This is a genomic window from Bradyrhizobium sp. AZCC 1693 (assembly GCF_036924745.1).
Taxonomy (GTDB): domain Bacteria; phylum Pseudomonadota; class Alphaproteobacteria; order Rhizobiales; family Xanthobacteraceae; genus Bradyrhizobium.
In genome coordinates this window covers 4,486,481-4,510,683 of sequence record NZ_JAZHSD010000001.1, presented here as the reverse complement: position 1 = coordinate 4,510,683, position 24,203 = coordinate 4,486,481, and the positions used below count along the sequence as shown (strand labels likewise).

Genomic DNA, 24,203 nt, shown 5'->3' with positions numbered 1-24,203 from the left:
GTCGTCTCTCCTCGATGCTTGGAGCGAGGCTCATCCCTCTGACTCCGTAACACCATCAATGTGAGGGACGACCGCCCGCCTTCCAAGCAAGCCGCGCGAAGCGCGCTACCCAACAGCGCCGTAGCAAGCGCGGCTTGCTTGGAAGGCGGGCCGGGGCCCGTTACCCCATCTACGAAGTGCCGCTACAACGGTTCATCATCGTTGCCGGTGCGATCGCGCTTCGGCGTGGCGATATCGCCGTCCTCGTAGTCGTCATCCTCGACCGGCGCACGCTTCGGCTTTTTCGGTTTGTCGTCCGCCGGCTTCGGAGGCTCGTTCCTTCTGCCAGTTCCGCCCATGTGATGCCTTTTTCGCCGGATGAATCGACGTTGCTCTGCATGCCGATTCGGAGTATCCGCATGACCTCAATCTGATCGCGTTGGGCCGGCATGTTAGCGCCGACCACAAGAACTTTCCTGCCCTTTTTGCGGCGTTCAGTCCAAAAGGGCTTTCACACGGAGCCAGCATGAAGAAGCCCCGCCCTGCGGCGGAAGAACCGCAGCCGCGCAAAGCCGTCCGCGCCGACAAGGCGCCGACCACCGGTTACTCGCTGGTGGTGGACGGTCATTTCAAATCGCATCACGACACGGTCGAGGCCGCTGAAGAAGCCGGCATGGCCCTGAAGAACAGGTTCCAGATGCTTCAGGTGCAGGTCTACGATGCCGAGAACAAGACGCGTTCGATGATCGATTGGCCGGGGCCGGCGTAAAACGCTTGCGGATATCTGACCGACTTTTTGTCTCGGCCCGGCAAAAGCGCAAAGCGCGTCTTCGCGCTTTTGCCCCGGGCGTGACGAGACATCCGTAAGAGTCCGATCTCAGGTTCGCCGTCCGCCGTTCTGCTGGCTCGCCAGCCACTCGGACAAGGCCGCCGGCTTTTCGTCCGGCCGCTTGGTGCTTGCGTGCGCTTTCTTTGCGGTCCTCGCAGCGGGAGCACGTTGCGGCTCGGCTGCCTCGCGCGCGAGCCGCAACGCCTTCAGCTTCGCCATATTGTCGAGCACAGCCTTGGCGCTGGCGTCGCGTTCGGCCTTGCCGGATCTTGCGTCCTGAGCGGCCTTTGCCACCTTGTCGGCGCGGGCCTGGGCGCGATCACGATCTTCTTTCGTCATTTCAGGTCAGCCTTTTTTCGCGGCCTTGGTCTTGGCCTTGCTCTTGACCGCCGGTTCCGGCGGGTTTTCACGGTCGGCCGCTTCCTTCGCCAGACGCAGTGCGCGCAGCTTCTCGGTCCGCTTCCGGATCGCGACATCGGCGGCCGCGATCTCGGCCATTGCCTTGATGCCTTCGACTTCCTGGGCGCGCTTGCGATTCAGCCGGATCTCCTTCAATTCCGCGGCGCTCTTCGGCTCATCGTCCATGTCATACCTCTGAAATCACGACAGATATCGTCGAGCGGTCTTTCGGCCGGTTTACCACGGATCGGGGCGCAGAGGACGTTATTTTCGGTCGAAAAAGCCGCACTTTCTTGTCAAATCAGCCCTCATGTTGAAGGGCCGCTTCGTCGTCAGCCTCGTCCGGGGCCGCTTGATCGAGGCTCCCGAGCCAGGCGCTCAGCGCCGCCGACGCATGTCCCTGCGACTTCATCTGCCGCAACGCAATACGGACGCTGATCCGGCCGTGGCGGTCACTGGCCAGGGCCGTGGGCGGCTCGCCGGCAAGCACGGCATCGATCACCCGCCGCTTGGTCGCAAGCGCTGTGGGATCGCCGCATGCGGCCATCATCCGCTGAAAGGCTTGATAGTGCGTGGCGTCGAACGGCCGGGCCTCACCCAGGCCATCGCGCGCCGGATGCGGTGGATAGAGATGGGCGCAGGGGATCCACCCCTGAGGCACCGGCTCGGTCGCGGGATGGGTCCGGCCGCTTTTCAATAGCCTCGGCAGCACATGCGTGTGCGGTCCTTCCGGGCTCTTGCCCGACGGCGGCGGGATCGGCTGATAGACCTCGATGCGGCCGAGCCGGCTGATGAAGACGCGGTGCGGATTGGCCGCGAGGATCATTGCCATGGCGGGATTGCCGGGCTCGAACACGGCGCGGCCGGCGTGCTCACGTAGTTGCGCGGCGAGGCTGCGGTCGCCGATTCGAATACAGCAATCGATCTGCAGCGCGCCGAAACCCAGATCGAACAGAACAGAATTCCGATCTTCCTCTCGCGGCGCTTCGTGATCCGGGCCGATCTCCGTCAGCGCGACGCGCTGGTGCATGGCGCAATCATCTCGCGGCAGGCAAAGCGCGATCCTTTGATTCCACCCGGTCCTGGTGATGCCCTCCGACGCGAAAGGGCGGATGGCGGCATGAGATTTGAGGGCAATGCCGCCGCGGGGCGTCACGGCCGAAACGGCTTCCGCCGACTGGACGAGGCGCACCGGCTCGTCAGGGTCGCGCGAAAATTCGGCAATGGCGCCGAAGGTGCCGAGGCTCCATTGCGTATCGGGATTGGATATTTCCCGCTGCAGCAGGTCGATGGCTGCGGCGCTCATCGCAGCCTGCGGGAACGAAAGCGAGTGAGGCATGAAAGGGCATTCTCCCGGGCAATATGCCCAAGAGAATACCGTCTCGTCAGGTCAGGACAAGCCGGTCCGGCGTGGCGCCGAACCGGCTGCTTCGGTCAGAACGTCGCGCCGGCCTTCACCATGTAGGTCCGTCCAGGCAGGGGATAGGCCGAGAAGCGGCCGTCGGTGAACGTGCTCGCGATCGCGTAGTCGTAGTACAGCGCATTGAACAGGTTGTTCACGCTGAGCGACCAGAAGAAGTGCTCATAGGCACCGCTCAGCTTGAAGTCGACCGTGGCATCGGCCGGGATGCGGCGCTGGGTATTTTTCTGATCGTTGTCCATGAAGCGTTCGCTCCAAGCGCGCACCGTCGCGTCCGCCACGAGATAGTTCTGCCAGATGTTCCACGTCACGCCGCCACTGGCCGTGTAGCGGGACACCAGCGGAACGTCATTGCCGGCGAATTGGCCTTCGCGAAACACCGCCCGGGTGTAGGCCACGCCGCCGCGGAGCGTAACGCTGTCGCTGACGCGCAGCGACGCGCTGGTCTCGGAGCCGTAGCGGCGGGTCGGATCGAGATTGACGTTATAGAACAGCGCCGGGACGAAATGGATCTCGTTCTCGAGGTCCATATTGTAGATGCTCGATTGCATCTGGAAGCCGCCCGACTTGATGCGGAAGCCGCCTTCGACATCGTGAGAGGTTTGGGTCTTCAGCTTGAAATTGCCCGGAATCGGGGTGAAGAAGACCGGATCGAAGGAGGGGCCGGAAGATAATCTCTCGTCGACATTCGGCGTGCGGAACGCGCGGGCGGCACGACCGAATATCGAGAAGACATTGTTGAAGCGATGTTCGAGGCCAAGATGCAGGGCGTACTGGGTCTCGCTGCTATCCAGCGGAAGGTTTTGAGCGCCGCAAGTAAAAAAAATGGCGCAATTCGGCGGATCGTTAAGACGATCCCTTGCGCTCAGGGTGGTGTTCTGGACCCGCGCGCCATACGAGAAATCGGTCGTCGGCAACAGCCCGATAGTTTGCTGCCAGTAACCAGCAAGTGTTTTCTGCGAAAGATCATAGGTATGGATCGGCGGTGTGCCCTTAAATTCCGGCCGCTCCTGGTGGAACGTCGCATCGTAATAATCGATGCCTGTCAGGATCGAAGAGGGTAGCCCAAACATCACATTTTTGACGCTTAATCGAGGCGTCAGCGACCATGTCTGCAAATGGCTGTCGACGTAACTGTTACTGAAGGGATTAAAGAAGGCGGCCTGCTGCTTCTTGTCCCGCACGCCACCATCGACGATGAGATCGACGCCGTTCATCAGGGTTTTGGTGAATCCAGCGGTGGCGCTGGCTCCCTGCTGGTTGCCGTAGTCGAACGGTGTGCTGGTGCCGCGGCGGTTGGTGACTAGCTCGTTGAGACCGATGGAGGGGTCCACCAGCCTGCCGCCGGGGAAACCCAGCTTCTGGTCGTCGCCGGTCACCGTAAGGAAGGCTTTGAGGTCGGGAGTGGTGTAATTGAGATTGCCGACCCCGTTGCGCTGGTCGAGCGCATTATTTTCACGATAGCCGTCGGACTTGATGGCGTTGCCATAGAATGAGGTCGACCATGGTCCCGAATTCAGCGCAGTCGAAACCGAGGCCATGCGCTGATTGAAGGAGCCGACACCGGCCTCTGCGCGCATCGCAACGGGTGGGCCGCCGACGCCGTTCTTCAGGACGATATTGATGACGCCGCCGACCGCGTTGTCGCCGTAGAGCACCGCGCCGCTGTTGCCGCGCGTGATTTCAATGCGCTCGATCGAATCGCGCGGAATGGTCGAAAAATCGACACCCGCCATGTCGATGTCGTTGAGCCTTCGGCCGTTGATAAGCACCAGGGTATTTGAGGTCGCGAAAGCGCCGAATCCGCGGAGGTCGACGCTGGTCTTGGCACCGTTGACGCCGCCAAACAGGCTGGTCAGCTGCACGCCGGGCGTTTGCGCGATGATTTCCTGCAACGTTTGTGCGGGCGAATGCGCGATCTCTTCGGCGGTAATAACGGTCGACGCCGTGCCGACGATGCCTGAAAACTGGCGGCCGCCACTGTCGCCCGCGCCTTGCGAAACGCTTTGCGATCCGACGTTCGAGCCGGTCCCGGCTGCGGGTCGCGTGCCAGTCGACGGCGCAGCCGCCGGTACAACGCGGCGCGAGGTTGATGGCTCATCGTAGATCGGTTTGGCGCGGGTCCGGTTCGGGTCGGTGGGCGAGGTTACCTCGATCGGCGGCAATTGCTCGGACGGCTGCTGCTGCGCCTGCGCGCCGGTAATGCCAAGCGATACGATGGGCACCAGGAAACTGGAGGCAAGCCAGTAGCGGCGCCGTCGCACGGTGGCTGTGATGGTGGAAGGCATGGTTCAGACCTCGGGATGACGTCAGTGGCACGTCACAGCGAACCAAGTCTCACCATGTGCTTTGAGCAGCTCAGGTGAAGCTAATGCCTGTACTCCCCGACCGACATCTTCGCGTGTGACCACGGCTGACGGCAGGTCTCCTGGCTCGCGGGTCGCTACCCTTCGTCGCCTTCCCAGGACCGAGATTCCCAGTGGCCTATGACGAAGGATTCGCCGCTTACAGTTGCGGGGGCAGCCGCGGAATTGGGGGACTTCCCCGCACCGCATTCCCTTTTGATCCCCAAAACGGGAACCGTCGGGAACTATGGTAGAAGTTTGTTAAAGTCTGAGTCAATCCCGCCACGGGCGCGCGCGGTCCTCACTGGACGAGTGCGCTATTTTTGCCGCATGAGCACGCCTGCCTGCTCCTTGCCTGAGCTCCTGTACCGGGGCGGGTAAAACTGCTTTAGGACGATCGATGAGTGTTGAGACTGTTGCCGTGACCAACGAGGATGCCGCGCGCCGGCGGATCGGCGCTGTGGCGGCGCTTTCTGTCCTCGTTGTTCTGCTGATGCTGATCTCGCTGGGTATTGGTCCGGTGCGGCTGTCGCCGCTTGCGGTGGCGGAAGCTTTGCTCGGCGGGGGCAGCGAGGTGTCGCAGGTGATCGTGCGGGAAATCCGTCTGCCGCGGACGCTGCTGGCGTTGGCGATCGGGGCCATCCTCGGCCTGTCGGGTGCGTCGCTGCAGGGCATGCTGCGCAATCCGCTGGCCTCGCCCGACCTGTTCGGCGCGCCGCAATCGGCCGCCTTCGGCGCGGTGCTGGTGATCGCGCTGGGGCTGGCCGATGTCCGCTCCTACGCGCTGCCGGTGGCGGCGATCTGTGCGGCCTTCTGCTCAGTGTTCGTGCTGCTTTCGATTGCCGGCCGCAACGCGGGGCTACTGATTCTCATCCTGTCGGGACTGGCGATTTCGAGCTTTGCAGGCGCCGCGACCGCGCTGGTGATGAACCTTGCCACCAATCCCTTTCTGGTGCTGGAAATCGCGTTCTGGCTGCTCGGCTCGCTGGAGGACCGCAGCTTTCAGCACGTGATGCTGGCGCTGCCGTTCATCATTGCCGGCGCGATCATCCTGTTCAGCCAGCGTCATGCCTTTCGCGCGCTGAGCCTGGGCGAGGAGACCGCGCAAAGCCTTGGCGTCGATGTCGGCCGCCTGCGCCTTTTCGTGATTTCGGGCGTCGCACTCGGGGTCGGCGGCGCGGTCGCCGTCACCGGCACCATCGGTTTCATCGGGCTGGTTGCGCCACATCTGATGCGGCCGCTGATCGGGCATGACCCGGGGCGGCTTTTGGTGCCGAGCGCGCTCGCCGGCTCGGCACTGCTGCTGGCGGCCGATATTGCGGTGCGCATCATCCCCTCGACATCGGATATCAAGGTCGGCGTGCTGACCTCGATCATCGGCGTGCCGTTCTTCCTCTATCTGATCATGCGCGAGCGTCGCGCACTCGGCGGAGGTGTCGCATGAGTGAAGCAGCACTCCTGACCGCAAGGGGACTCGGCGTGCGCCTCGCCGGCCGGATCGTGTTGAAAGACGTTTCGCTCGCGCTGTCGGCCGGCCATCTGGTGGCGTTGGTCGGGCCGAACGGCGCCGGCAAGACCACGCTGTTGCGCGCGATGGCGGGATTGATCCCGTCCGAAGGCGAGATCGAAATCGGCGGCCATACGCTGGCTTCGCTGCCGCTGCGCGAGCGCGCAAAACGCTTCGGCTACTTGCCGCAAGGGCACGTGGTGCACTGGCCGCTGCCGGCGCGAGATATCGTGGCGCTCGGCCGCTATCCGCATGGCGCCACCGATCCGGCGCGCCTGTCGCCCAAGGACGCGGAGGCGGTGCTGCGCGCGATGCAGGCGGTCGATGTGATGGAGTTCAGCGACCGTCGCGTCACCGAACTGTCCGGCGGCGAGCGCAGCCGCGTCGCGCTGGCGCGAGCGCTGGCGGTGGAGGCGCCGGTCATCCTGGCCGACGAGCCGACCGCCTCGCTCGACCCGCGCCACCAGATCGACGTCATGAAGAATTTACGCGCGACCGCCGACAAGGGCGTGCTCGTCATCGTCGTGACGCATGATCTGGGCCTCGCGGCGCGGTTTGCCGACCATGTGCTGGTGCTGTGCGAAGGCCGCCTGGTCGCGCAGGGCGCGCCGGCCGCGGCGCTGTCCGAGCAGGTGATGGCTGATGTGTTCCGGATCTCGGCCTATCGCGCGGAATTCCAGCGCGAGGCTGTCATCGTGCCTTGGGCGGATATCTGATGCGACGGCGGCTGAAACTTCTGGTCACGATGATGGTGCTTGCGATGCCGGGCAGCGCCGCGCTCGCAGCCAGTCTGCCGCGGCTGGTGTCGATGAATGTCTGCACCGATCAATTGCTGCTGACGCTGGCCGACCCCGAACAGATCCTGGGATTGAGCCGGTTTTCGCGGGACGGCTGGCAATCGCAGGCCGGCGACATCAGCCGCTATCCGGTGTTGTCCGGGGGAGCCGAGGACGTGCTGCTCATCCGACCCGACATCGTCGTCGCCAGCGCGTTCGACAAGCGTTCGACGCGGGAGCTGTTGAAGGCCAAGGGGCTTCGCCTCGCCGAACTCGCCGTGCCGCGAACCCTCGACGAGGCGCGGCAGCAGATCCGCGAGGCCGGCGACATCACCGGACACCCCGATCGTGCGGCGGCGGAAATCGCGCGGCTCGATGCGGCGCTGACGCGCGCCCGCCACGCGGTCTCAGAGCGGCATTATCGCGTGCTGCCATTGTCGCGGCGCGGCTGGGTCGCCGGTAGCGACAGCTTTGTCGGATCATTGCTCGGCGAAACCGGGCTGCGCAGCGCGGCCGGCGATCTCGGCTTTGCCTTCGGCGGATTTGCCTCGCTGGAGGCGATCGTGAACTTGCGGCCCGACTTCATCGTGGTTTCGCAGGCCGGCGACACAGCGAGAGACGACGGCCAGGCGTTCCTGCTGCATCCGGCGCTGGAGCGCTTCTACCCGCCGGAAAAGCGCATCGTGATTCCGGAGCGCATGACCGAGTGCGGTGGCGTGCTGCTGGCGGATGCGCTCGACGCGCTGACGGCGGAGGTGAAGCGGGTGGGGCGGTGATGTCCCCGGCAAAACTATCTCGTCGTCCCTGCGAACGCAGGGACCCATAACCACAGGACGTTGTAATCTGGAGAAGGCGTCGACCACTGCCTTGAATCACAGGGGCCGCGGCGTATGGGTCCCTGCGTTCGCAGGGACGACAAAAATTACTCGATCACCACCGGTCCACCCACCTTCTTCCACGCATCGATACCGCCTTCGATATGCGCGGTGTTGGCCAGCCCCGCGTTCTTCGCCGCGGCCACCGCCATCGCCGAGCGTTCGCCGAAGGCGCAGAAGAACACCACGCGGCGGCCGGTGGCGGCGGCGACTTCGCGCAGCATGCCGCCGGGCTTGAGGCTCTCGGCGATGCCGGGGTAGGGCGCATGCAGCGCGCCGGAGATCGTGCCGTGCTTGGCGCGTTCGCTGGTTTCGCGCAAATCGACCAGCAGGATATCGGGCCGGCCCAGACTGTTGATCGCGTCGCGGGCGGAGAGCGCGAGCCCCTGCTTGGCAAGCTCCTCCTGGTGCAGGCCGACATGCATGTTGGCGGGCACGGCGACGTCCATCATCTTCGGGTTCGGCAGCTTCAGATTGGCCATCAGCTCGATATATTCGTCGACCGAGCGCACCTGCAGCCGCGGATTGTAACGCCGCTCCTCGCCGATGGTGGAGACCGTGTCGCCCTTGTAGTCGTGGGCGGGGAATACCATGGTTTCGTCAGGCAGTTTCAGCAGCCGGTTGAAGATCGATTCATATTGCGCGCGCGAAGAGCCGTTCTGAAAGTCAGTGCGGCCGGTGCCGCGGATCAACAGCGTATCGCCGGTGAAGACGCGGTCGCCCATCAAATAGCTGTAGGAATCGTCGGTGTGGCCGGGCGTGTACATGACATCGAGGCTCAGCCCCTCGATCATCACCTTGTCGCCGTCGGATACCCGCATCGACACCACGTCGGCCTTGCTCTGCTCGCCCATGATGGTGATGCACTGGGTGCGGTCGCGCAGTTCGCCGAGGCCCGTGACGTGGTCGGCATGCAGATGGGTGTCGACCGCCTTCACCAGCCGCAAATCCAGTTCGCGCAGGAGCTGGCAGTAGCGGTCGGCCTTTTCCAGCACGGGGTCGAGGATCAACGCCTCGCCACCGGCGCGGCTCGCCAGCAGGTAACTGTAGGTGCCCGAAACGCTGTCGAAGAGCTGACGAAAAATCATGGCCGCTGCCGCCGGATGTTGCTTCTAAAGTCTATCACATTACGGCCGGACGTAGCTCCAGCCCTGCTCCTGCAGTTCCATCAATTGTACCACGCCTGACGGTACGATGGTGGCATCGGGCATCACGGCCGCACCAGCGTATAGCCGTTCTCGGTCAAAAACAGAATCTGCGCGACGCCGACCTGCACCGGCGTCGCGGCCGCGATGAACTCCGGCCGCTTGCCGACCTCGCGTTCGAGCGTGTCGACGGTGTTGAGACAGATATCGAAACGCGCGCCCTGCGCCACAAGGCTCTCGACCATCTTGCGGTTGGGATTTTCCGGGCGCAGCAGATCGATGCCGGGACCGAACGTCACGATCTCGATCGCAACCTTGTCGGGATCGTAATGCTTCATCAGATTGCTGGTGACGCTGAGCACGAGGCCCTGTTTCCGCGGGTCGTTATCGGAGAGCTGCAGAACGATCTTGTGCTCGGCAAACGGCTTGTCCTGCAGCGGCGCCTGCTGGGCGCGGGTGGCAGGCGCCGCGGCTGCGATCAACGCCGCTGCGGTCATGGTACGAATGATGGTCGAAAAACCGCTCATCCCTGTCCCGCAATGCCCGGATTGTCCTCGACGCCTTTTAGCGTCACGCCCGGCGGCGCCCGGTTGGGCGGCTTGCCTGACCGCAGATGTTTGGCAACCACATCCCAGATCGGCCCGCCGGTCTGCTCGTTAACGGAAGCCCAGCCCGCCACCTTGTAGCGCTTGCCGGCTTGCAGGGCGTGGCCGTTGTCGAGCTTGAGGTCGGAAATCCGTTTTCCCACCGATTCGTCCGGCGTGCAGGTATAGGCGAGGCCGCCGACGCGGACCATGTCGCCGCCCTGCTGGTAATAGGGATCGGCGTTGAAGAGATTGTCGCAGATGTCTTCCAGCACGTCCTTGATCTGGCCGCCGGTCATGGTCTGGACGTAGGTCTCGGGATAGGTGACGGCGGTCTGCGCCATCACGTCCTCCATCGTCAGCGGCTGGCCTGCGAGCGCCGTGGTGCCCCAGCGAAAGCCCGGCGACAGCGCGATCTCGGCATTCAACTCGCCGCGCAGTGCGTCGCAGATCAGTTGATCCATCGTGCCGCTGAAATTGCCGCGGCGATAGAGCAGGCGGTCGGCGGCGGCGATCTTTTCATCCAGCGCCGCCGCATGCGGCGCGCGTACCTTGTCGATCAACGCCTGCATCGCCGGATCCGGCTTCAGCAATTCCGAAAACACCGGCAGCAGCCGGTAACGCACATTGGCGACCTTGCCCTTGCCGATATCGAGATCGAGCACCGCCAGAAACTTGCCGTTCGAGCCGGCATTGGTGACCAGCGTGACGCCGCCAGCGTTGGTGACCGCGACCGGCTGCGGCACGGCGTCATGGGTATGGCCGCCGAGAATGACGTCGATGCCGGTGACGCGGCTGGCGAGCTTGAGGTCGACGTCCATGCCGTTATGCGAGAGCAGGATGACGGCATCGACCTTATCGCTATTGCGGTGTCCGTCGACGAGCTTTTGCAGCTCTTCGTCGCGGATACCGAATTTCCAGTCCGGCGTAAAACGCTTCGGGTGCGCGATCGGCACGTAGGGGAACGCCTGCCCGATCACGGCGATGCGGTGCCCGCCGATCTCCTTGATGATGGACGGCTTGAACACGCGCCCCGACGCCGGATCGAACGCCTTGGCGTCGTTGAAGGCGGCTTCCTCGGTGAGAAAGACGTTCTGCGCCAGGAATTCGCCCTTGAAGCGTTCGAGGTTGGCGCGCAACGCCTTTTCGCCATAGGTGAATTCCCAGTGGCCGGTCATCGCCTCGATGCCGAGCAGGTTGGCGGCGTCGACCATGTCGGCGCCCTGCAGCGTGTTGGCGAGCCCGGTGCCCTGCCAGAGATCGCCGCCGTCGAGCAGCAGCGCGCGCCCGGCGCCGGCTTCACTGCGCATCCGATCGACCAGCGTCTTCAGATGCGCAAACCCGCCGAGCTTGCCGAATCTCCCGGCGGCTTTTTCGAATTCAACGCAGGTGAAGGCGTAGGCGTCAGCGCTGTCGGGCCGGATGCCAAAGCGGTCGAGGAAGGCGCGTCCGACCAGATGCGGCGGATTGCCCCGCATCGAGCCTACGCCGAGATTGACGCTCGGCTCACGGAAGAACACCGGCCGAAGCTGCGCATGGGTATCGGTGATGTGCAGGATGCGCGCGTTGCCGAAGCGCTCGAGGTCGTAAACGCCTGCATTGTTATCGGCGGCCTGCGCGCTGAGCCGCGGCAGGCTGCCGGACAGGGTGGCGGCGCCCGCTAGCGTCAGGAAATCGCGGCGGCGGATGGTCATGCGGGTCTCCGCGCGTCGTAAAGATCTCGTCTATTCTTTGAGCATGATCTTGGCGGAAAACCGGTTTCCACTTTTCCGGATCATGCTCTAGCGAATTTCCATATCCCTCCAGCGGGTCTTCTCGCTGGTGGCCTGGAAGATCGAAGCCTTGGCCAGGGCCTCGGCCTCCTTGGCCGATGCGGTGGCCTTGTCGAAATCGCCGGCATCGGCGGCCTTTTTCGCTGCCGCCAGCGTCGACGCGGTGGTGGTCCACTGGTTGCGCAGCTTGCCGGCCTCCTTGTTGGCGGCGTCAGCCGCGGCGTAGGCCGCCTTGAATTCGTCCTCGGAGCCTGCGGCGAGCGCGCTCGTCGCGCCTCCTGCCAGCGCCAGAACCAATGCGCATTTGAGCGTCATGTTCCTCATGGCCGCGCCCCCGGACCTGAAATCGGCAGCCCGTTGCTGACATAGGACAGGTAGTATTCCACGTTGCGATATTCATCGTCCTGCGGGCTCAGCGGCACGCCGCGGATCTGACTGTTGCAGGTGGTGAAGCGCCGGCTGGTGGTGCCCATGCCGCTCCATTCCGAGCGATAGATCGGCATCGCGTTGACGATGCCCAGCGCGGGCGCCAGGATTTCGGCGCGGACGCGCTCGCCCGGGCTTTGGACGTGGCAGGTGGCGCAGGAGAAATTGAGCTGGCCGCGCCGCGTGTAGAAATATTCCTTGCCGTTCTCGTAGGCCGCGAGCGCGCGGGGGTCGTTCGGGATCTTGATATCCATCGGCTTGCCGCGCGAGGTGAAGGCCATATAGGCGGTCAGCGCCGCCATTTCGTCCTTCACATAGGAATATGGCGGTTCGCCGTTGGCCTCGCGGCAGCGGTTCAGTGCGAGCTCCAGCGTAATGACCTTGCCTTCCTTCTCGTCGAAGTAAGGATAGTTCTGGCGAACGCCGATGCCGCCATTCGGGAAGCAGTCGGCATAGCTCTTGCCGTTCTTGAACGGCTTGGAGAACATTTCCTTGCCCATTTCGAGCGAGAACTCGTAGGGCGGGAATTGCTCCTTCTCCTGCCATTGCCGGTGCAGGTCCTCGTTCATCGAGTAGGGGCCGTTGACGAAATCTTCCAGCTTCACCTTTGGGAATTTGTCGGTGAAGAATTTCCTGAACGCCTTGGCGTCGGCTATGGGATCGACCTTGTCGGCGGCATCAGAGGGCAAGGTGCTCGCAAACGTCAACACCGCGAGCGCAAGCGCTGCGGAAGCCGGATAGATCGCGGATCGCAGCTTCATTGGATCTTCGCCGTGGTGGTGTCGGTGGCGCCCTTGTTGTCGACCCAGCTAATCTTCAGCTCGTCGCCCTTCTTGGCCCCCTTGAACGCGAACTTGACGTAGGGGTCCTTGGAAACGCCGCCGCCCCAATCGGCCGTGAACACGTTCTTGCCGTCATGTTCGAAGGTGAGCTGCTGGATGAAATGCGCGGGAATGATCTCGCCCTTGGCGTCCTTGACGAAGCCGGAATCCATCGGATGCTGGATCAACGCCTGCACCTCGGTGGTCTCGCCGCTCGAAGTGGCGCGCACGCGAATGGTCGATGCCATCTGAATTCTCCTTTAACCGCCGCAGCCGCCGACGGTGACCTTGACTTCCTTGTTGGCGCTATAGAGCTTGCCGCCGGCTTCCACGACCACGATCACGTTGCTGGTTCGCGCCATCTTGATGCGGTTGGCGACGTTTGGAAGCGTGCCGGCCGGAATCTTGTAGGACGCCACCAGCGCGACCGGATTTTCGCTGACCAGGAACGAGATCGAGGTCACGTCCGCCAGCGTCGTCGTCACCGATATCGGAACCACGGCGCCGTTCTCCGCGATTTCAGGCGCATCCATCTTGACCTTGTCGGAGGGCTCCGCCGTCTTGCCGTAGAGCGCCTTGATCGCGTCAGCCTCGCTCTTGGCCTTGAACGCCTCTTCCGGATATTTGTCGTTGGCCGCGGCCAGCGCCGGCGTCAGGCCAAAGAGTGGATTGCCGAGGCCAACGAGCGCGACTGCGCCTGCACCCTGCAGGATCAGCCGCCGCGTGGCCGAAAATCCGACGTCAGTCATGTCCATCGTCTCCTAAAGCGTGCGCGCGCACGTCACAGCCTTAAATCTCTTGGTCTTGCGTCACAGCGTCTGCAGGAAATCCACCACCGCGTTGATTTCCTTTTCGGTCAGGATCCGGTTGCGCCCGAACGGAGGCATCACGGTCAGCGGATTGCGCAGGGTCTCGTCGTTGAGAATGGCGACGAGATCCTCGCGCTTGGGATACTTGCTCTTGATGTCGACCAGCTCGGGCCCGATCGTGCCGGGCAGGTTGCCGCCCTTGATGACATGACAGGTCAGGCAATTGCCCTTGCTGCGGTCGAAAGCGAGCTTGCGGCCTTCATCCACCGCGGACTGCGCCTGCGCGGTGCCTGCGGATGCGAACGCGCCGATCACCAGCGCCAGCATAAGCGCCGCGAGCCTTGCAGATTTCGTCAGAAAATGATCGGTCACAGGCGTTTCCGTAATTTCTATTTCGGTTGCATCGTGTCGAGCGGTCCGGTCGTGCGTGGCGTCAGGTCTCTGCCTTCGGCCGTCGACGATAGCCTGACATCGGCGGCATTGACGCAATTATTCATGCAGGGTTTGGCCATCGTATCGGGCCGTGGGTCGGTCCAGATGAAATTGTCGCGATTGCGCATTTTGACTTTCGGCAAACTGTTGCGATCGGCAACGAATTCATGGGGAACGAGGTCGTTCAGGCTCAGAATATAGGCGGTCAAAGCATAAACGTCATCCGATGACAATGTGTGCGGCGCAGGCATCGGCATGGCGCGGTTAATATAGTCAAACAGGGTCGGGGCGAACGGCCAGTAGCTGCCGACCGTCGGCTCCGGCCGCTCGTCCCGGAGCGATCCGACGCCGCCGACCAGCTTGGGGAAGCGGCCTTCGCCTTCGCCGAAGGTTCCATGACAGGCGGCGCATTGCTCGGCATAGACGTCGGCGCCCCTGTCGACCGTGCCCTTGCCTGGCGGCAGGCCTGCCCCGTCCTCGCCACGGGCGTCGATGTCCCATCCGGCGATCTGCGCCGGCGTCGCCGCGCTGCCGTAACCGAACGAGCCTGGCTCTGCCGCGCCGGCGAGGTTTCCGGCCGCCAGCAGGATGGCCACGACGGCCATGCAAATCTTACGCGAGCTGTACATTGAAGACGCTTCCGTCTGATTTGACCTGCCAGGTCTGGATCGAGTTGTTGTGATAGACCGAGTTCGCGCCGCGCTGCTTTCGCAGCTCCGCAATTGTCGGTTGCACGTAACCGGTCTCATCGATGACGCGGGATGCAACCAGCGCCGGACGGCCGTCCCAGCGCCAGGGCAGGGTGAACTTTGTGAGTGCCTTCGACAGCACCGGCTCGTGCAGCCGCGCGCTCTGCCAGTCGACGCCGCCGTCCATGGAGACGTCGACACGCCTGACCTTGCCGTTGCCGGTCCAGGCCAGTCCCCTGATCTCATAGAGGCCGGGCCCGTCGAGCGGCTTTTCCGGGCAGGGAAAGGTGATGACGGATTTGGCGTCGATCAGCCAGGTGAAGCCGCGCGAGGTGCCGTCCGGCATCAGGTCGGTGTATTTCGAGGTTTCCTCGCGCGAATGCCACGGCTTGTCGCCGAGCTTGATGCGGCGCAGCCACTTGATGTTGACGTTGCCTTCCCAGCCCGGCACCACCAGCCGCAGCGGATAGCCCTGTTCGGGGCGCAGCGCCTCGCCGTTCTGCGCATAGACCACGAGACAATCGTCGAGACATTTGTCGAGCGGCAGGCTGCGGTTCATATGCGCGCCGTCGGCGCCCTCGACCATCGCCCACTTCGCTTCCTTCTTGGCGCCGACCTCTTCCAGCAGCGTCGACAGCTTGACGCCGATCCATTCGGCGCAACTGACCATGCCGTGGCTGAACTGCAGCGAGTTCATCTGCGCGGCGCGCCAGTTCATGCCGCCATTGGCCGGGCATTCGATGAAATGGATGCGCGATATGGACGGGAAGCGCAGGATGTCTTTCATGGTGAGCAACAGCGGCCGCTCGACCAGCCCGTGGATCATGAGCCTGTGCTGCGCCGGATCGATGTCGGGCCGGCCCGCATGGTGGCGCTCGAAGAACAATCCATTGGGCGTGATGATGCCGTGTAGGTCCTGCAACGGCGAAAAGCTCACGGACGATTCCGCGCTGGCGGTGAGCCAGGGGACGTTGCGCCGGATGACGGAGGCTTCGGTATCCGCAGGCCGGCCGTAGGGCCGGTCGACCACGCCTGCGCCGATCGATTGCGACCAGGGGGCATCGGCGGGAGGCGCCTCTTGCATGGGGTCGGCCATGGCGGGTTTGCCGCCAATAGCGAGGCTGCCGGTCAGCGCTGCGCCGAGCCTGAGAAAGCCGCGTCGTCCCAAAGGCGCGTCCGCGCCGGCAAGATCGGAGAGAACAGCTTTGCTGCGTAACGGGTCAGGCCGCACGTTTTCTTCCCCTCGCGGCCGCATCGCCGCATCATTTCTTGCTTTTTTGAACCGGTATCCACATTTGCTAATTTAGTCAATGCTAAAGGATTGATGGGGCAGTAGTATGATATCTGTGCTTCGCAGGCACGGAAAACTATTCCGGATAAGTTATGACAGTAGCCGCGACGTCAGCCGACGAGATGCAATTCGCCCCCGGCGCCGACGATGCGGACGCACTGAAGAAGCTCGCGAAGCAGGCCGGCGACGCAGCCCAACTTCTGAAAATGCTCGCCAACGAAAAGCGCCTGTTGATCCTTTGTTTTCTTGCGGTTCGCGGCGAGATGACGGTGGGAGAACTGGTCGGTGTCGCGAAACTCAGCCAGTCCGCATTGTCGCAGCATCTGGCGAAATTGCGCGCCGATGGCCTGGTGGAATTCCGGCGGACGTCGCAGACGCTGCATTATCGTGTTGCGGACCCGCGCACGTTGCGTCTCCTCGGGGTGTTGAAGGAGATTTTCTGCGGCGATCTGAAGTGATACATCGCCGCTGATTTTTGCAGGATCGAACCGAGATGGCTGAGTTTGTGGTGGAGTTCGGCAAGGATGGCCGGCCGGTCGAGCCCGACGGCCGGCTCGATGCGGCGGCATTCCACCGCAACCACGCGCCGATCTGGGCGGTGCTGGAGAGATTCCTCGCGGGCAAAACGGGGGACGTGCTGGAGGCCGGCAGCGGCACCGGCCAGCATGTCGTGCATTTTGCAAAGCACACGCCCGATATCACCTGGTGGCCGAGCGATTTCAACGAGCAGCACCTGAAGAGCATCGAAGCGTGGAGCGCTTATGCCGGCATGCCCAACATTCGCCCGCCGCAGCGGATCGATCTCTCCGATCCCGCCTGGTCTTCGGCCATGCAAGACGGCGGCGGTCCGGCGGAACTGCTGGCGGTGTTCTGCGCCAACGTGATCCACATCGCGCCATGGCGCGTCGCCGAAGGCCTGTTTGCCGGTGCGGGGCGATATCTGCGCGCTGACGGCCGGTTGTTTCTTTATGGCCCCTTCAAGCGCGACGGCAAGCACACCGCGATGAGCAACGCCGTGTTCGACACCAGCCTGCGCCAGCAGGATGCCGAATGGGGCGTGCGCGACATCGCCGATCTCGAGAAGCTTGCGGCCACGGTCGGCCTTGCGTTGGTCGAAACTGTGCAGATGCCAGCCAACAACATGATCTTGGTCTTCGGGCGATCGGACGCGTCGGCGTAAACGCCGTTCCGCCTCAATGATAGGCGAGGCACCAATCTGGTCCGCGAAGCCAGCAGCGCTCGTCGGGAACGTCCTGGTCCCGGTACAGTCGCGTGACCTTTTGCCAGCCGCCGCGGGTAAAAGCTTCGGCAAGCGCTTGTTCGGAAGCCTCATCGCGGCTGCCGGCGCAGGGAAAGATCGCAACAGGCGAGATCCAGTATGCGAGATATTCCGCCGCTCTTCGCTCAATTCGGAACACTGCGCCGGCGCTCGCCATGCGCTCCGGCGCAATGCCGCCAAATCCCTGATCCGACGTCATCGGCATGATCAGGCGGCCGCCATCGGCAAGGCCATCGAGCCAGCGTGTCGCTGGCCGCGTGCAGCCGGCATTGACATAGATGACATTGGCGGGATCGAACGGCACCTGTGTGCCGTCGCCTTCAATCACCGCGACATTCGCGTAGGGCGCCAGGCTGGCTCTGGCGCGCGCGGCGAGGCTTCCATCATATTCGATTCCCGTTACCCGCCCTGACGGTCCGACGAGATGTGCGAGGATGGCGGTGTAATAGCCCGTACCTGTTCCAACATGCACCACGTGCCCGCCGACCGCGGGTAAGGCCTGATGGATGAGATGGGCGTGCAGCGACGGTTGGCCGTTGTTGACGCCCCGCTCGGGCACGAGCGCGACCAGATCGTCGGTATAGAGATAGACGGGGTCGGCGTCGGGTGTCGACACATAGTCGCGCATCCACCGTCGCACCAGCCACGGACCCGGGCCGAGAAAATCCTCGCGGGGGATGGCGGCAAACGCTTGAGCTACGCGCGCATCGATCACGTTTGCAGCGGCAAGAACCTGTTTGGCGTAGGCCGCGCGGATAATGGGGAGTTCGGCTTGCGTGTCCATTTTTTTTGCCCTCCATCCTGGCCCATGCTATCATCCGTGTGTGATTTGACACACGGGCATGTGTTAAATAGCATAATAGTCGTGAGGAGGCCAGATTGAAAAAACGGCTCTATCCGGCCGTGCTGGAGCGCGGCCCGCGCGGTGCGCTCGGCGCGTGGTTTCCCGATTTTCCGGGCTGCGTTGCCGGCGGGCGGTCACAGGAGGAGGCGATCGAGAAAGCGGAGGCTGCGCTGGCGCGAGCGGTGGACGGTATGGCAGAGCAGGGCAGGCCGCTGCCGGAGTCGACGCCGATCGAGCAGATCGCATTGCCCAAGGGTGCCGACGTCGTCGCCTATTTCATTGTCGGGGTCGATCCGCCCGATCCGTCCGAACGGGTCAACGTCTATTTGCCGAAGAGCCTGATTACGCGGATCGACAAGCGCGCCACGGAGCTTGGCATGAGCCGCTCCAGCTTCTTCGGCTTCGCCGCCACGATCGCGCTTGATTGGAGTCCGCACTTTCCGCGCAGCCTCGTGGATCCTCGCTCGAAGGTCCACAAGACTGGCGCGGTGCGAGCGGAGAGAAGGCCGGGCAAGAAGCGGCCGTGAAAGGGCGTTTTCGCGTGGCGTAATCTGCTGTCCAACCGCGCGAGCGCGGGTGCGCTGGCCCGCCCTTCGGCCCAAAAGCAAAACGCTACACGGCGTTATCCGCCCAGCCGATCTTGTTCCTCAGGAATGTGTAGCCGAGCGCGATGAATCCGGCGCGCTCGCGGTTGTCCTTGCCGTAGCCATGGCCGCCGGCTGCAGGTTCGTAGAACCAGGCCTCGTATCCCATCGCCTGCAGCTTGGCCGCCATCTTGCGGGCATGGCCGGGATGCACGCGGTCGTCGCGGCGCGTGGTGGCGATCAGGATCGGCGGGTAGTTCTGGCCCGGTATTGCGGCGTGATAGGCGGAATAGGTTTTCAGCCACTCCCACTCCGCGGGCTTGTCGGGATCGCCATATTCCGCGATCCAGCTCGCGCCCGCGAGCAGCTTTGTGTAGCGGCGCATGTCGATCAGGGGAATCGTGCAGAACAGCGCGCCGAATCTCTGGGGGTAGCGCACCAGCATGTTGGTGATCAGGATGCCGCCGTTCGAGCCGCCTTCGGCGGCAATTCTATTGGCGCGCGTTACGCCGCGTTTGACGAGGTCGGCGGCAACCGCCGCGAAATCATCATGCGCCAGCCGCTTTCCGGCGTAACGGCCGGCATCGTGCCAGCGCGTACCGAACTCGCCGCCGCCGCGGATATTGGCCTGCACCGTGGTGCCGCCGCGCTCCAGCCAGAGCTTGCCGAGTGCGGAGTTGTAATATGGCTTTACCGCGAGGCCGAAGCCGCCATAGGCGCTCATATAGACCGGTGCATCGCCGGTCTCGGCGGCGGGGCCGGTCTGCACATATGGAATACGCTCGCCGTCCACCGAAATCGCCTCATGGCGGGTGACCATGAGCCCGTCGGCGGAGAAGATCTTCGGCGCCTGTTTCAAGATGGCGGGGCTGGCTGTGCCCTCGAGCAGCAGCAGCGAAGGCGGCGTCAGCGGATCCTGCACATTGGCGAGCAGGTCGCCGTTGCTCTCGGCTTCGTGACGGTCGAGGCGCCAGACATCGACCACGCCGATTTCGGGTAGGCCCCGCAGTTCCGTGCGGCTCCAGCCGCTTGCCGCCGGCGTGCAGATTTCGAACACCGGGCGCAACTCGTCGAGAACAGACAAGACGAGTTGGCCGGCCGTCCAGAAAAAGCCCTGTAGCGCCCGCCGTGGCTGCGGCTCGAAAACAAGGGTGAAGTTGCGGTCGCCGGCCAGAAAGGCCGAGAGCGAGATGCCGAGCACGCTGTCCGGCGCATAGGTCTTGCCCGCTACCGTCCAGACGCCACGCAGCTTCACGGCCAGCCAGTCCTGATGCGCTTCCATCCAGATGTCGGTCGGCAGCTCGAGCTTTGTGTGCGGACCGGCCGCTGTGCCGAGCCAGAGATTCAGATTGAAGAAATCGATCCGATCGATGAACCACATCCGTGGCGTTGGCCCGGTGTCGTCGACGCTGCAATAGGCGGCCATCCGATCGGCCGGCACTTCGAATAGCACCGGCGCTCGTTCCACGGGCTCGGCGCGGCGCCACAGCCGGACCGTTCTCGCGTAGCCGGAGTTTGTCGCCATGCCCTCGCCAAGGGCGCTCGAAAGCAGCAGCGTGTCAGCGTCGATCCATTCGACCCCGCTCTTGGCTTCCGGCAAGTTGAAGCCGTCGGCGACGAAAGCCTTGGTATCCAGATCGAATTCCCGCAGCGTTACCGCATCGCTGCCTCCCCGGGAAAGGGCTGTGATCACGCGTGAGTTTCCCGGCAGCGGTTGGGTCCAGTTCAGCAGCCAATCCTTGTCCTCTTCAGCGGCGAGGCGGTCGATGTCCAGCAGCGTCTCCCAGCCAGGCTCCGCTTTGCGAAAGTCCACAAGCGTCGTGCGCCGCCAGACGCCGCGCGGATTTCTGGCATCCTTCGAGGTTGTAGACGTGCCCGCTGCTGCGCGTGACATAGGGGATATTGTCGCTTCGATCGTAGATCGCCGCGAGCGTATCGCGATCGGTCTCGAATGGCCGGCCGCCGAAACTCCCCAGCGTCCGCAGGCTTTGCTGATCGACGTAGTCGAGCGCGCGTTCGCCTTCGATTTCCTCGAGCCAGAGATACGGATCATCGTCGGGCGCGGCGATGGTCGGCCTGTCGTCGATTGGCATGGCTTGAACTCCAGGAAAGTGCCGGTCGCTTGTACCGCAATAGGGCATGATCGGGCGACCCTCGATGTAGGCTGTTGCCGGTGCGCTGTCCAATGCGCGCGCTTCGCATAGCGCGCGCCCGTTTGCGCCGGTTGATCGCATCGCCCCGCGTCTTCATAGTGCCCGCAAATGAATCGATAAGGCTCCTCCCCGGGGCCTGCCGGGCGGAATTGCCGATGTTGGATACCACCACAGCCACCGAAGAGATCGCCAATGACGCGCGTGCGCGCGCCAATGTGCTGCGGCTCGCCGCGGCGCAGGCGCTGACCGGCGCCAATTCGGCGGTCATTTTCGCCACCGGCTCGATCGTCGGCGCGACGCTGGCGCCGAGCATCTCGCTCGCGACCGTGCCGCTCTCGATGTATGTGCTGGGGCTCTCCGCCGGCACGCTGCCGACTGGCGCGATCTCGCGCGCCTATGGCCGCCGCGCAGCTTTCATCATCGGCGCGTTCTGCGGCGTGCTGACCGGCGCGCTCGCCGCCGTCGCCGTCCTGTATGCCTCGTTCTGGCTGTTCTGCGGCGCGACGTTTCTCGGCGGTCTCTACGGCGCGGTAGCGCAGTCCTATCGTTTTGCCGCCGCCGACGGCGCCAGCGCCGCGTTCCGGCCCAAGGCGGTGTCATGGGTGATGGCGGGCGGCGTGTTCGCCGGCGTGCTCGGTCCGCAGCTCGTGCAGTGGACCATGGATATCTGGCCGCCTTATTTGTTTGCGTTCAGCTTCGTGGTGCAGGCCTTTGTCGCGCTGGTGGCGATGGCGGTGCTGTGGGGCGTCGATGCGCCGAAGCCGGCGCCATCGGACATGCATGGCGGCCGGCCGCTGTTTACGATCGCGCGGCAGCCGCGCTTCATCGCGGCGGCGCTGTGCGGGGTGATTGCATACCCCATGATGAATCTCGTGATGACCTCGGCGCCGCTCGCCATGAAGATGTGTGGCCTCACGGTCAGCGATTCCAATTTCGGCATTCAGTGGCACATCGTGGCGATGTACGGGCCGAGCTTCTTCACCGGCTCGCTGATAGCGCGTTTCGGCGCGCCAAAAATCGTGGCGCTCGGCCTGATGTTGGAAGCCGCCGCGGCAGGAATCGGCCTTGCCGGCATCACCGCGATGCACTTTTGGGCGACGCTGATCGTGCTCGGCGTGGGGTGGAATTTTGCCTTTATCGGCGCGTCCGCGCTGGTGCTGGAGACGCACCGGCCGCAGGAGCGCAACAAGGTGCAGGCCTTCAACGATTTCCTGGTGTTCGGGATGATGGCGCTGGGGTCGTTCTCCTCAGGCCAATTGCTGGCGCATTACGGCTGGTCGATGGTAAACATGGTGGTGTTTCCGCCGGTGCTGCTCGGCCTTGCGGTGCTGTCGTTTGCATCATTCGCTAGGCGCCGGGCGAAGCTGCAGGCGGTCAACCAGATTCCCGATCCGACTGTCTGATCTTCAATTTGATTGCTGGAGGCCCCATGCCGACGCGCGCTCGTCTCGATGAATTCATTGCAACCGTCGTCTCCGGCGATCATGCAGGCGCCATCGAACGCTTCTACACCGAGGACGCCAGCATGCAGGAAAACGCGGCCGCGCCGCGGGTCGGCCGCGACGTTCTGGTGGCGCATGAGCGCGCGGTGCTGGAACGCGTGAAGAGCGTGACGTCGACTTGCGTCGCCTCGGTCGTCGAGGGCGATCGCGTCGCGATCAATTGGGTGTTCGAATTCGTCTACCATTCCGGCAAGACCGGACGGTTCGACGAGGTCGCGCTGCAGGAATGGCGCGGCGACAGGGTGTTTCGCGAGCGATTCTTCTACGATCCCTCGAAGCCGACTGCCTAGTTGCCATCTGCTGACAGTTCGGCGTCCATCGAATTGATGGCCCTTCTGACTCTGCTAGTAGTTATCGTCATGCCCGGGCAAAAGCGCGAAGCGCGTCTTCGCGCTAGATGTCCCGGGCATCCACGTCTTTACCTGCTGATGGACGCTAGGACGTGGATGGCCGGGACAAGCCCGGCCATGACGGAGAGAAAGAAGTTGGACGCTCGCAACTACACCCCTCTGGACGAAACCTCGATCCGCTACGACGGCTGGCGCATCGTCGTTGTCTGCTTCCTGCTGGCGACGTTCGGCTGGGGGCTCGGCTTCTATGGCCAGAGCGTCTATGTCGCCGAACTGCAGCGGCTGCACGGCTGGCCGGCGTCGCTGATCTCGTCCGGCACGACGTTCTTCTATCTGTTCGGCGCTGCGCTGGTCGCCTTCGTCAGCGAAGCCATCAAGGCGTTCGGCCCGCGCAATTGCCTGATCGCGGGAACGTTGGCGATGGCCGCCGCCGCGATCTCGATCGGCCAGGTCAGGGAACCCTGGCAGCTTTACCTCGCCAATGCCGTGCTGGCCTTCGGCTGGGCGGGTACCAGCCTCGGCATCATCACCAATACGCTCGGCCTCTGGTTCGACAACAAGCGCGGCATGGCGATCAGCCTGGCGCTGAACGGCGCGAGTTTTGGCGGCATTGCCGGCGTGCCGCTGCTGATCATGGCGATCGGCCATTTCGGCTTTTCCGGCGCGATGACTGCCTCCGCCGTGGCGATGGTCGCGGTGATGGTTCCGGTGATCCTGCTGTCCGTCGGGCGGCCGCCGGTTCATTCGAGCGCAGGCGATGTCGAGGCGGCGGACGCGCCGTCGCCGACGCAAATTCGCGCACGGGCGTTTCGCGATATCGGCTTCCTCTCGGTGTCGGCGGCGTTCGCGCTGGTGCTGTTCGCGCAGGTCGGCTTCATCGTGCACCTGATCGCGCTTCTGGATTCGGTGATCGGGCGGCAGCAGGCGGCGATCGCGATGGCGTTACTGACGGCGATGGCGGTGGTCGGCCGGGTGCTGTTTTCATTCGTGATCGACCGGATGAACCAGCGGCTGGCGTCGTCGCTTTCGTTCGCCAGCCAGGCGATCGCGCTTCTGATCGTCATCAACGTGCATCATGATTACGCGCTGGTCGCCGCTTGCGCGCTGTTCGGTTTCTCCGTCGGCAATCTGATCACGCTGCCGGCGCTGATCGTGCAGCGCGAGTTCGATCCGCGTTCGTTCGGCGTGCTGGTCAGCCTGATCACGGCGATCAACCAGATCACCTACGCATTCGGCCCCGGCGTGGTCGGCCTGCTGCGCGATCTGTCGGGAAGCTACACGCTGCCGTTCTATGGCTGTATCGCGGTGGAGTTGACGGCGGCGGTGCTGGTCATGATTCGCGGGCGCGGAAAAAGCGCGTAGCCCGGATGGAGCGAAGCGCAATCCGGGAAC

The 24,203-nt window shown here is 63.7% G+C and carries 26 protein-coding genes, 1 pseudogene and 1 riboswitch; of the genes and pseudogenes, 10 read left to right on the top strand and 17 right to left on the bottom strand.

The window, feature by feature from the left end; all coding sequences use genetic code 11:
- Positions 1 to 182 precede the first annotated feature (182 nt).
- Positions 183 to 338, bottom strand: coding sequence for a hypothetical protein (locus V1293_RS21610; protein ID WP_334512054.1), 156 nt, complete (start codon positions 336 to 338; stop codon positions 183 to 185).
- Positions 339 to 505: 167 nt separating this feature from the next.
- On the opposite strand from V1293_RS21610, the gene V1293_RS21605 reads away from it, so the two are divergent.
- On the top strand, positions 506 to 748 hold the full coding sequence (locus V1293_RS21605; RefSeq protein ID WP_334512053.1) for a hypothetical protein: 243 nt from the start codon (positions 506 to 508) through the stop codon (positions 746 to 748).
- Between the two features lie 108 nt (positions 749 to 856).
- Here the strand turns inward: V1293_RS21605 and V1293_RS21600 are convergent, their stop codons facing one another.
- The 4 genes from V1293_RS21600 to V1293_RS21585 all read right to left on the bottom strand — a co-directional run bounded on the left by V1293_RS21600 (position 857) and on the right by V1293_RS21585 (position 4,915).
- Positions 857 to 1,147, bottom strand: a complete 291-nt coding sequence (locus tag V1293_RS21600; RefSeq protein WP_334512052.1) for a hypothetical protein — start codon at positions 1,145 to 1,147, stop codon at positions 857 to 859.
- A 6-nt stretch (positions 1,148 to 1,153) separates the two neighbouring features.
- Positions 1,154 to 1,393 (bottom strand): transcriptional regulator, encoded by a 240-nt coding sequence (locus tag V1293_RS21595; RefSeq protein ID WP_334512051.1) that lies wholly within the window; start codon positions 1,391 to 1,393, stop codon positions 1,154 to 1,156.
- A 115-nt stretch (positions 1,394 to 1,508) separates the two neighbouring features.
- On the bottom strand, positions 1,509 to 2,546 hold the full coding sequence (locus V1293_RS21590; RefSeq protein WP_334512049.1) for a DUF6925 family protein: 1,038 nt from the start codon (positions 2,544 to 2,546) through the stop codon (positions 1,509 to 1,511).
- Between the two features lie 95 nt (positions 2,547 to 2,641).
- Complete coding sequence (locus V1293_RS21585; RefSeq protein ID WP_334512047.1) at positions 2,642 to 4,915, bottom strand: TonB-dependent receptor domain-containing protein; 2,274 nt, start codon at positions 4,913 to 4,915, stop codon at positions 2,642 to 2,644.
- A 113-nt stretch (positions 4,916 to 5,028) separates the two neighbouring features.
- A riboswitch (cobalamin riboswitch) is annotated at positions 5,029 to 5,227 on the bottom strand.
- A gap of 145 nt (positions 5,228 to 5,372) precedes the next feature.
- Between V1293_RS21585 and V1293_RS21580 the strand changes: the two genes are divergently transcribed.
- The 3 genes from V1293_RS21580 to V1293_RS21570 are packed head-to-tail and all read left to right on the top strand — an operon-like array spanning position 5,373 to position 8,031.
- Complete coding sequence (locus V1293_RS21580) at positions 5,373 to 6,416, top strand: FecCD family ABC transporter permease (RefSeq protein WP_334512045.1); 1,044 nt, start codon at positions 5,373 to 5,375, stop codon at positions 6,414 to 6,416.
- A complete protein-coding gene (locus tag V1293_RS21575) occupies positions 6,413 to 7,195 on the top strand; it encodes an ABC transporter ATP-binding protein (RefSeq protein WP_334512044.1) in 783 nt (260 codons plus the stop codon). Before V1293_RS21580 ends, V1293_RS21575 begins: the two co-directional genes overlap by 4 nt.
- The gene (locus V1293_RS21570) at positions 7,195 to 8,031 is read left to right on the top strand and encodes an ABC transporter substrate-binding protein (protein WP_334512042.1); all 837 of its coding nucleotides are present in this window, start codon (positions 7,195 to 7,197) and stop codon (positions 8,029 to 8,031) included. Before V1293_RS21575 ends, V1293_RS21570 begins: the two co-directional genes overlap by 1 nt.
- Before the next feature lie 146 nt (positions 8,032 to 8,177).
- Here V1293_RS21570 and V1293_RS21565 read toward each other — a convergent pair whose 3' ends face one another.
- From V1293_RS21565 to soxC, 10 genes are all read right to left on the bottom strand, one after another.
- A complete protein-coding gene (locus tag V1293_RS21565; RefSeq protein ID WP_334512040.1) occupies positions 8,178 to 9,218 on the bottom strand; it encodes an MBL fold metallo-hydrolase in 1,041 nt (346 codons plus the stop codon).
- 122 nt (positions 9,219 to 9,340) lie between these two features.
- Positions 9,341 to 9,802, bottom strand: coding sequence for a DsrE family protein (locus V1293_RS21560; protein ID WP_442894261.1), 462 nt, complete (start codon positions 9,800 to 9,802; stop codon positions 9,341 to 9,343).
- On the bottom strand, positions 9,799 to 11,553 hold the full coding sequence (gene soxB / locus V1293_RS21555) for a thiosulfohydrolase SoxB (RefSeq protein ID WP_334512039.1): 1,755 nt from the start codon (positions 11,551 to 11,553) through the stop codon (positions 9,799 to 9,801). The genes V1293_RS21560 and soxB overlap by 4 nt, the downstream gene beginning before the upstream one ends.
- Positions 11,554 to 11,640: 87 nt before the next feature.
- The gene (locus tag V1293_RS21550; RefSeq protein ID WP_334516834.1) at positions 11,641 to 11,946 is read right to left on the bottom strand and encodes a hypothetical protein; all 306 of its coding nucleotides are present in this window, start codon (positions 11,944 to 11,946) and stop codon (positions 11,641 to 11,643) included.
- Positions 11,947 to 11,951: 5 nt separating this feature from the next.
- Positions 11,952 to 12,818: a sulfur oxidation c-type cytochrome SoxA gene (gene soxA, locus V1293_RS21545; RefSeq protein WP_334512037.1), complete on the bottom strand. Its 867-nt coding sequence runs from the start codon at positions 12,816 to 12,818 to the stop codon at positions 11,952 to 11,954.
- Positions 12,815 to 13,126: a thiosulfate oxidation carrier complex protein SoxZ gene (gene soxZ, locus V1293_RS21540; protein WP_334512035.1), complete on the bottom strand. Its 312-nt coding sequence runs from the start codon at positions 13,124 to 13,126 to the stop codon at positions 12,815 to 12,817. Before soxZ ends, soxA begins: the two co-directional genes overlap by 4 nt.
- A 12-nt stretch (positions 13,127 to 13,138) precedes the next feature.
- Entirely contained in the window at positions 13,139 to 13,627 is a 489-nt protein-coding gene (gene soxY, locus V1293_RS21535) for a thiosulfate oxidation carrier protein SoxY (protein WP_334512033.1), read from the bottom strand.
- A gap of 60 nt (positions 13,628 to 13,687) precedes the next feature.
- The gene (soxX, locus tag V1293_RS21530; protein ID WP_334516833.1) at positions 13,688 to 14,014 is read right to left on the bottom strand and encodes a sulfur oxidation c-type cytochrome SoxX; all 327 of its coding nucleotides are present in this window, start codon (positions 14,012 to 14,014) and stop codon (positions 13,688 to 13,690) included.
- 62 nt (positions 14,015 to 14,076) lie between these two features.
- Positions 14,077 to 14,724: a c-type cytochrome gene (locus V1293_RS21525; protein WP_334512032.1), complete on the bottom strand. Its 648-nt coding sequence runs from the start codon at positions 14,722 to 14,724 to the stop codon at positions 14,077 to 14,079.
- A gap of 7 nt (positions 14,725 to 14,731) precedes the next feature.
- Complete coding sequence (gene soxC / locus V1293_RS21520; RefSeq protein WP_334512030.1) at positions 14,732 to 16,039, bottom strand: sulfite dehydrogenase; 1,308 nt, start codon at positions 16,037 to 16,039, stop codon at positions 14,732 to 14,734.
- A 182-nt stretch (positions 16,040 to 16,221) separates the two neighbouring features.
- Here soxC and V1293_RS21515 point away from each other — a divergent pair, with 182 nt between their 5' ends.
- A complete protein-coding gene (locus V1293_RS21515; protein ID WP_334516831.1) occupies positions 16,222 to 16,557 on the top strand; it encodes an ArsR/SmtB family transcription factor in 336 nt (111 codons plus the stop codon).
- 35 nt (positions 16,558 to 16,592) lie between these two features.
- On the top strand, positions 16,593 to 17,279 hold the full coding sequence (locus V1293_RS21510) for a DUF938 domain-containing protein (protein ID WP_334512029.1): 687 nt from the start codon (positions 16,593 to 16,595) through the stop codon (positions 17,277 to 17,279).
- A 13-nt stretch (positions 17,280 to 17,292) separates the two neighbouring features.
- Here the strand turns inward: V1293_RS21510 and V1293_RS21505 are convergent, their stop codons facing one another.
- A complete protein-coding gene (locus tag V1293_RS21505) occupies positions 17,293 to 18,162 on the bottom strand; it encodes a protein-L-isoaspartate O-methyltransferase family protein (RefSeq protein WP_334512028.1) in 870 nt (289 codons plus the stop codon).
- Positions 18,163 to 18,257: 95 nt separating this feature from the next.
- Between V1293_RS21505 and V1293_RS21500 the strand changes: the two genes are divergently transcribed.
- On the top strand, positions 18,258 to 18,749 hold the full coding sequence (locus V1293_RS21500; protein ID WP_334512026.1) for a type II toxin-antitoxin system HicB family antitoxin: 492 nt from the start codon (positions 18,258 to 18,260) through the stop codon (positions 18,747 to 18,749).
- An 85-nt stretch (positions 18,750 to 18,834) separates the two neighbouring features.
- Here V1293_RS21500 and V1293_RS21495 read toward each other — a convergent pair.
- Positions 18,835 to 20,899: pseudogene (locus tag V1293_RS21495) on the bottom strand (prolyl oligopeptidase family serine peptidase).
- A gap of 215 nt (positions 20,900 to 21,114) precedes the next feature.
- Between V1293_RS21495 and V1293_RS21490 the strand changes: the two are divergent.
- The 3 genes from V1293_RS21490 (at position 21,115) to V1293_RS21480 (ending at position 24,173) form a co-directional block, all read left to right on the top strand.
- Positions 21,115 to 22,362 carry an MFS transporter gene (locus V1293_RS21490; protein WP_334512024.1) on the top strand — a complete coding sequence of 416 codons (1,248 nt, stop codon included), beginning with the start codon at positions 21,115 to 21,117 and terminating at the stop codon, positions 22,360 to 22,362.
- A gap of 26 nt (positions 22,363 to 22,388) precedes the next feature.
- The gene (locus tag V1293_RS21485; RefSeq protein WP_334512022.1) at positions 22,389 to 22,751 is read left to right on the top strand and encodes a nuclear transport factor 2 family protein; all 363 of its coding nucleotides are present in this window, start codon (positions 22,389 to 22,391) and stop codon (positions 22,749 to 22,751) included.
- Between the two features lie 177 nt (positions 22,752 to 22,928).
- Positions 22,929 to 24,173 (top strand): MFS transporter, encoded by a 1,245-nt coding sequence (locus tag V1293_RS21480; RefSeq protein ID WP_334512020.1) that lies wholly within the window; start codon positions 22,929 to 22,931, stop codon positions 24,171 to 24,173.
- Positions 24,174 to 24,203 lie beyond the last annotated feature (30 nt).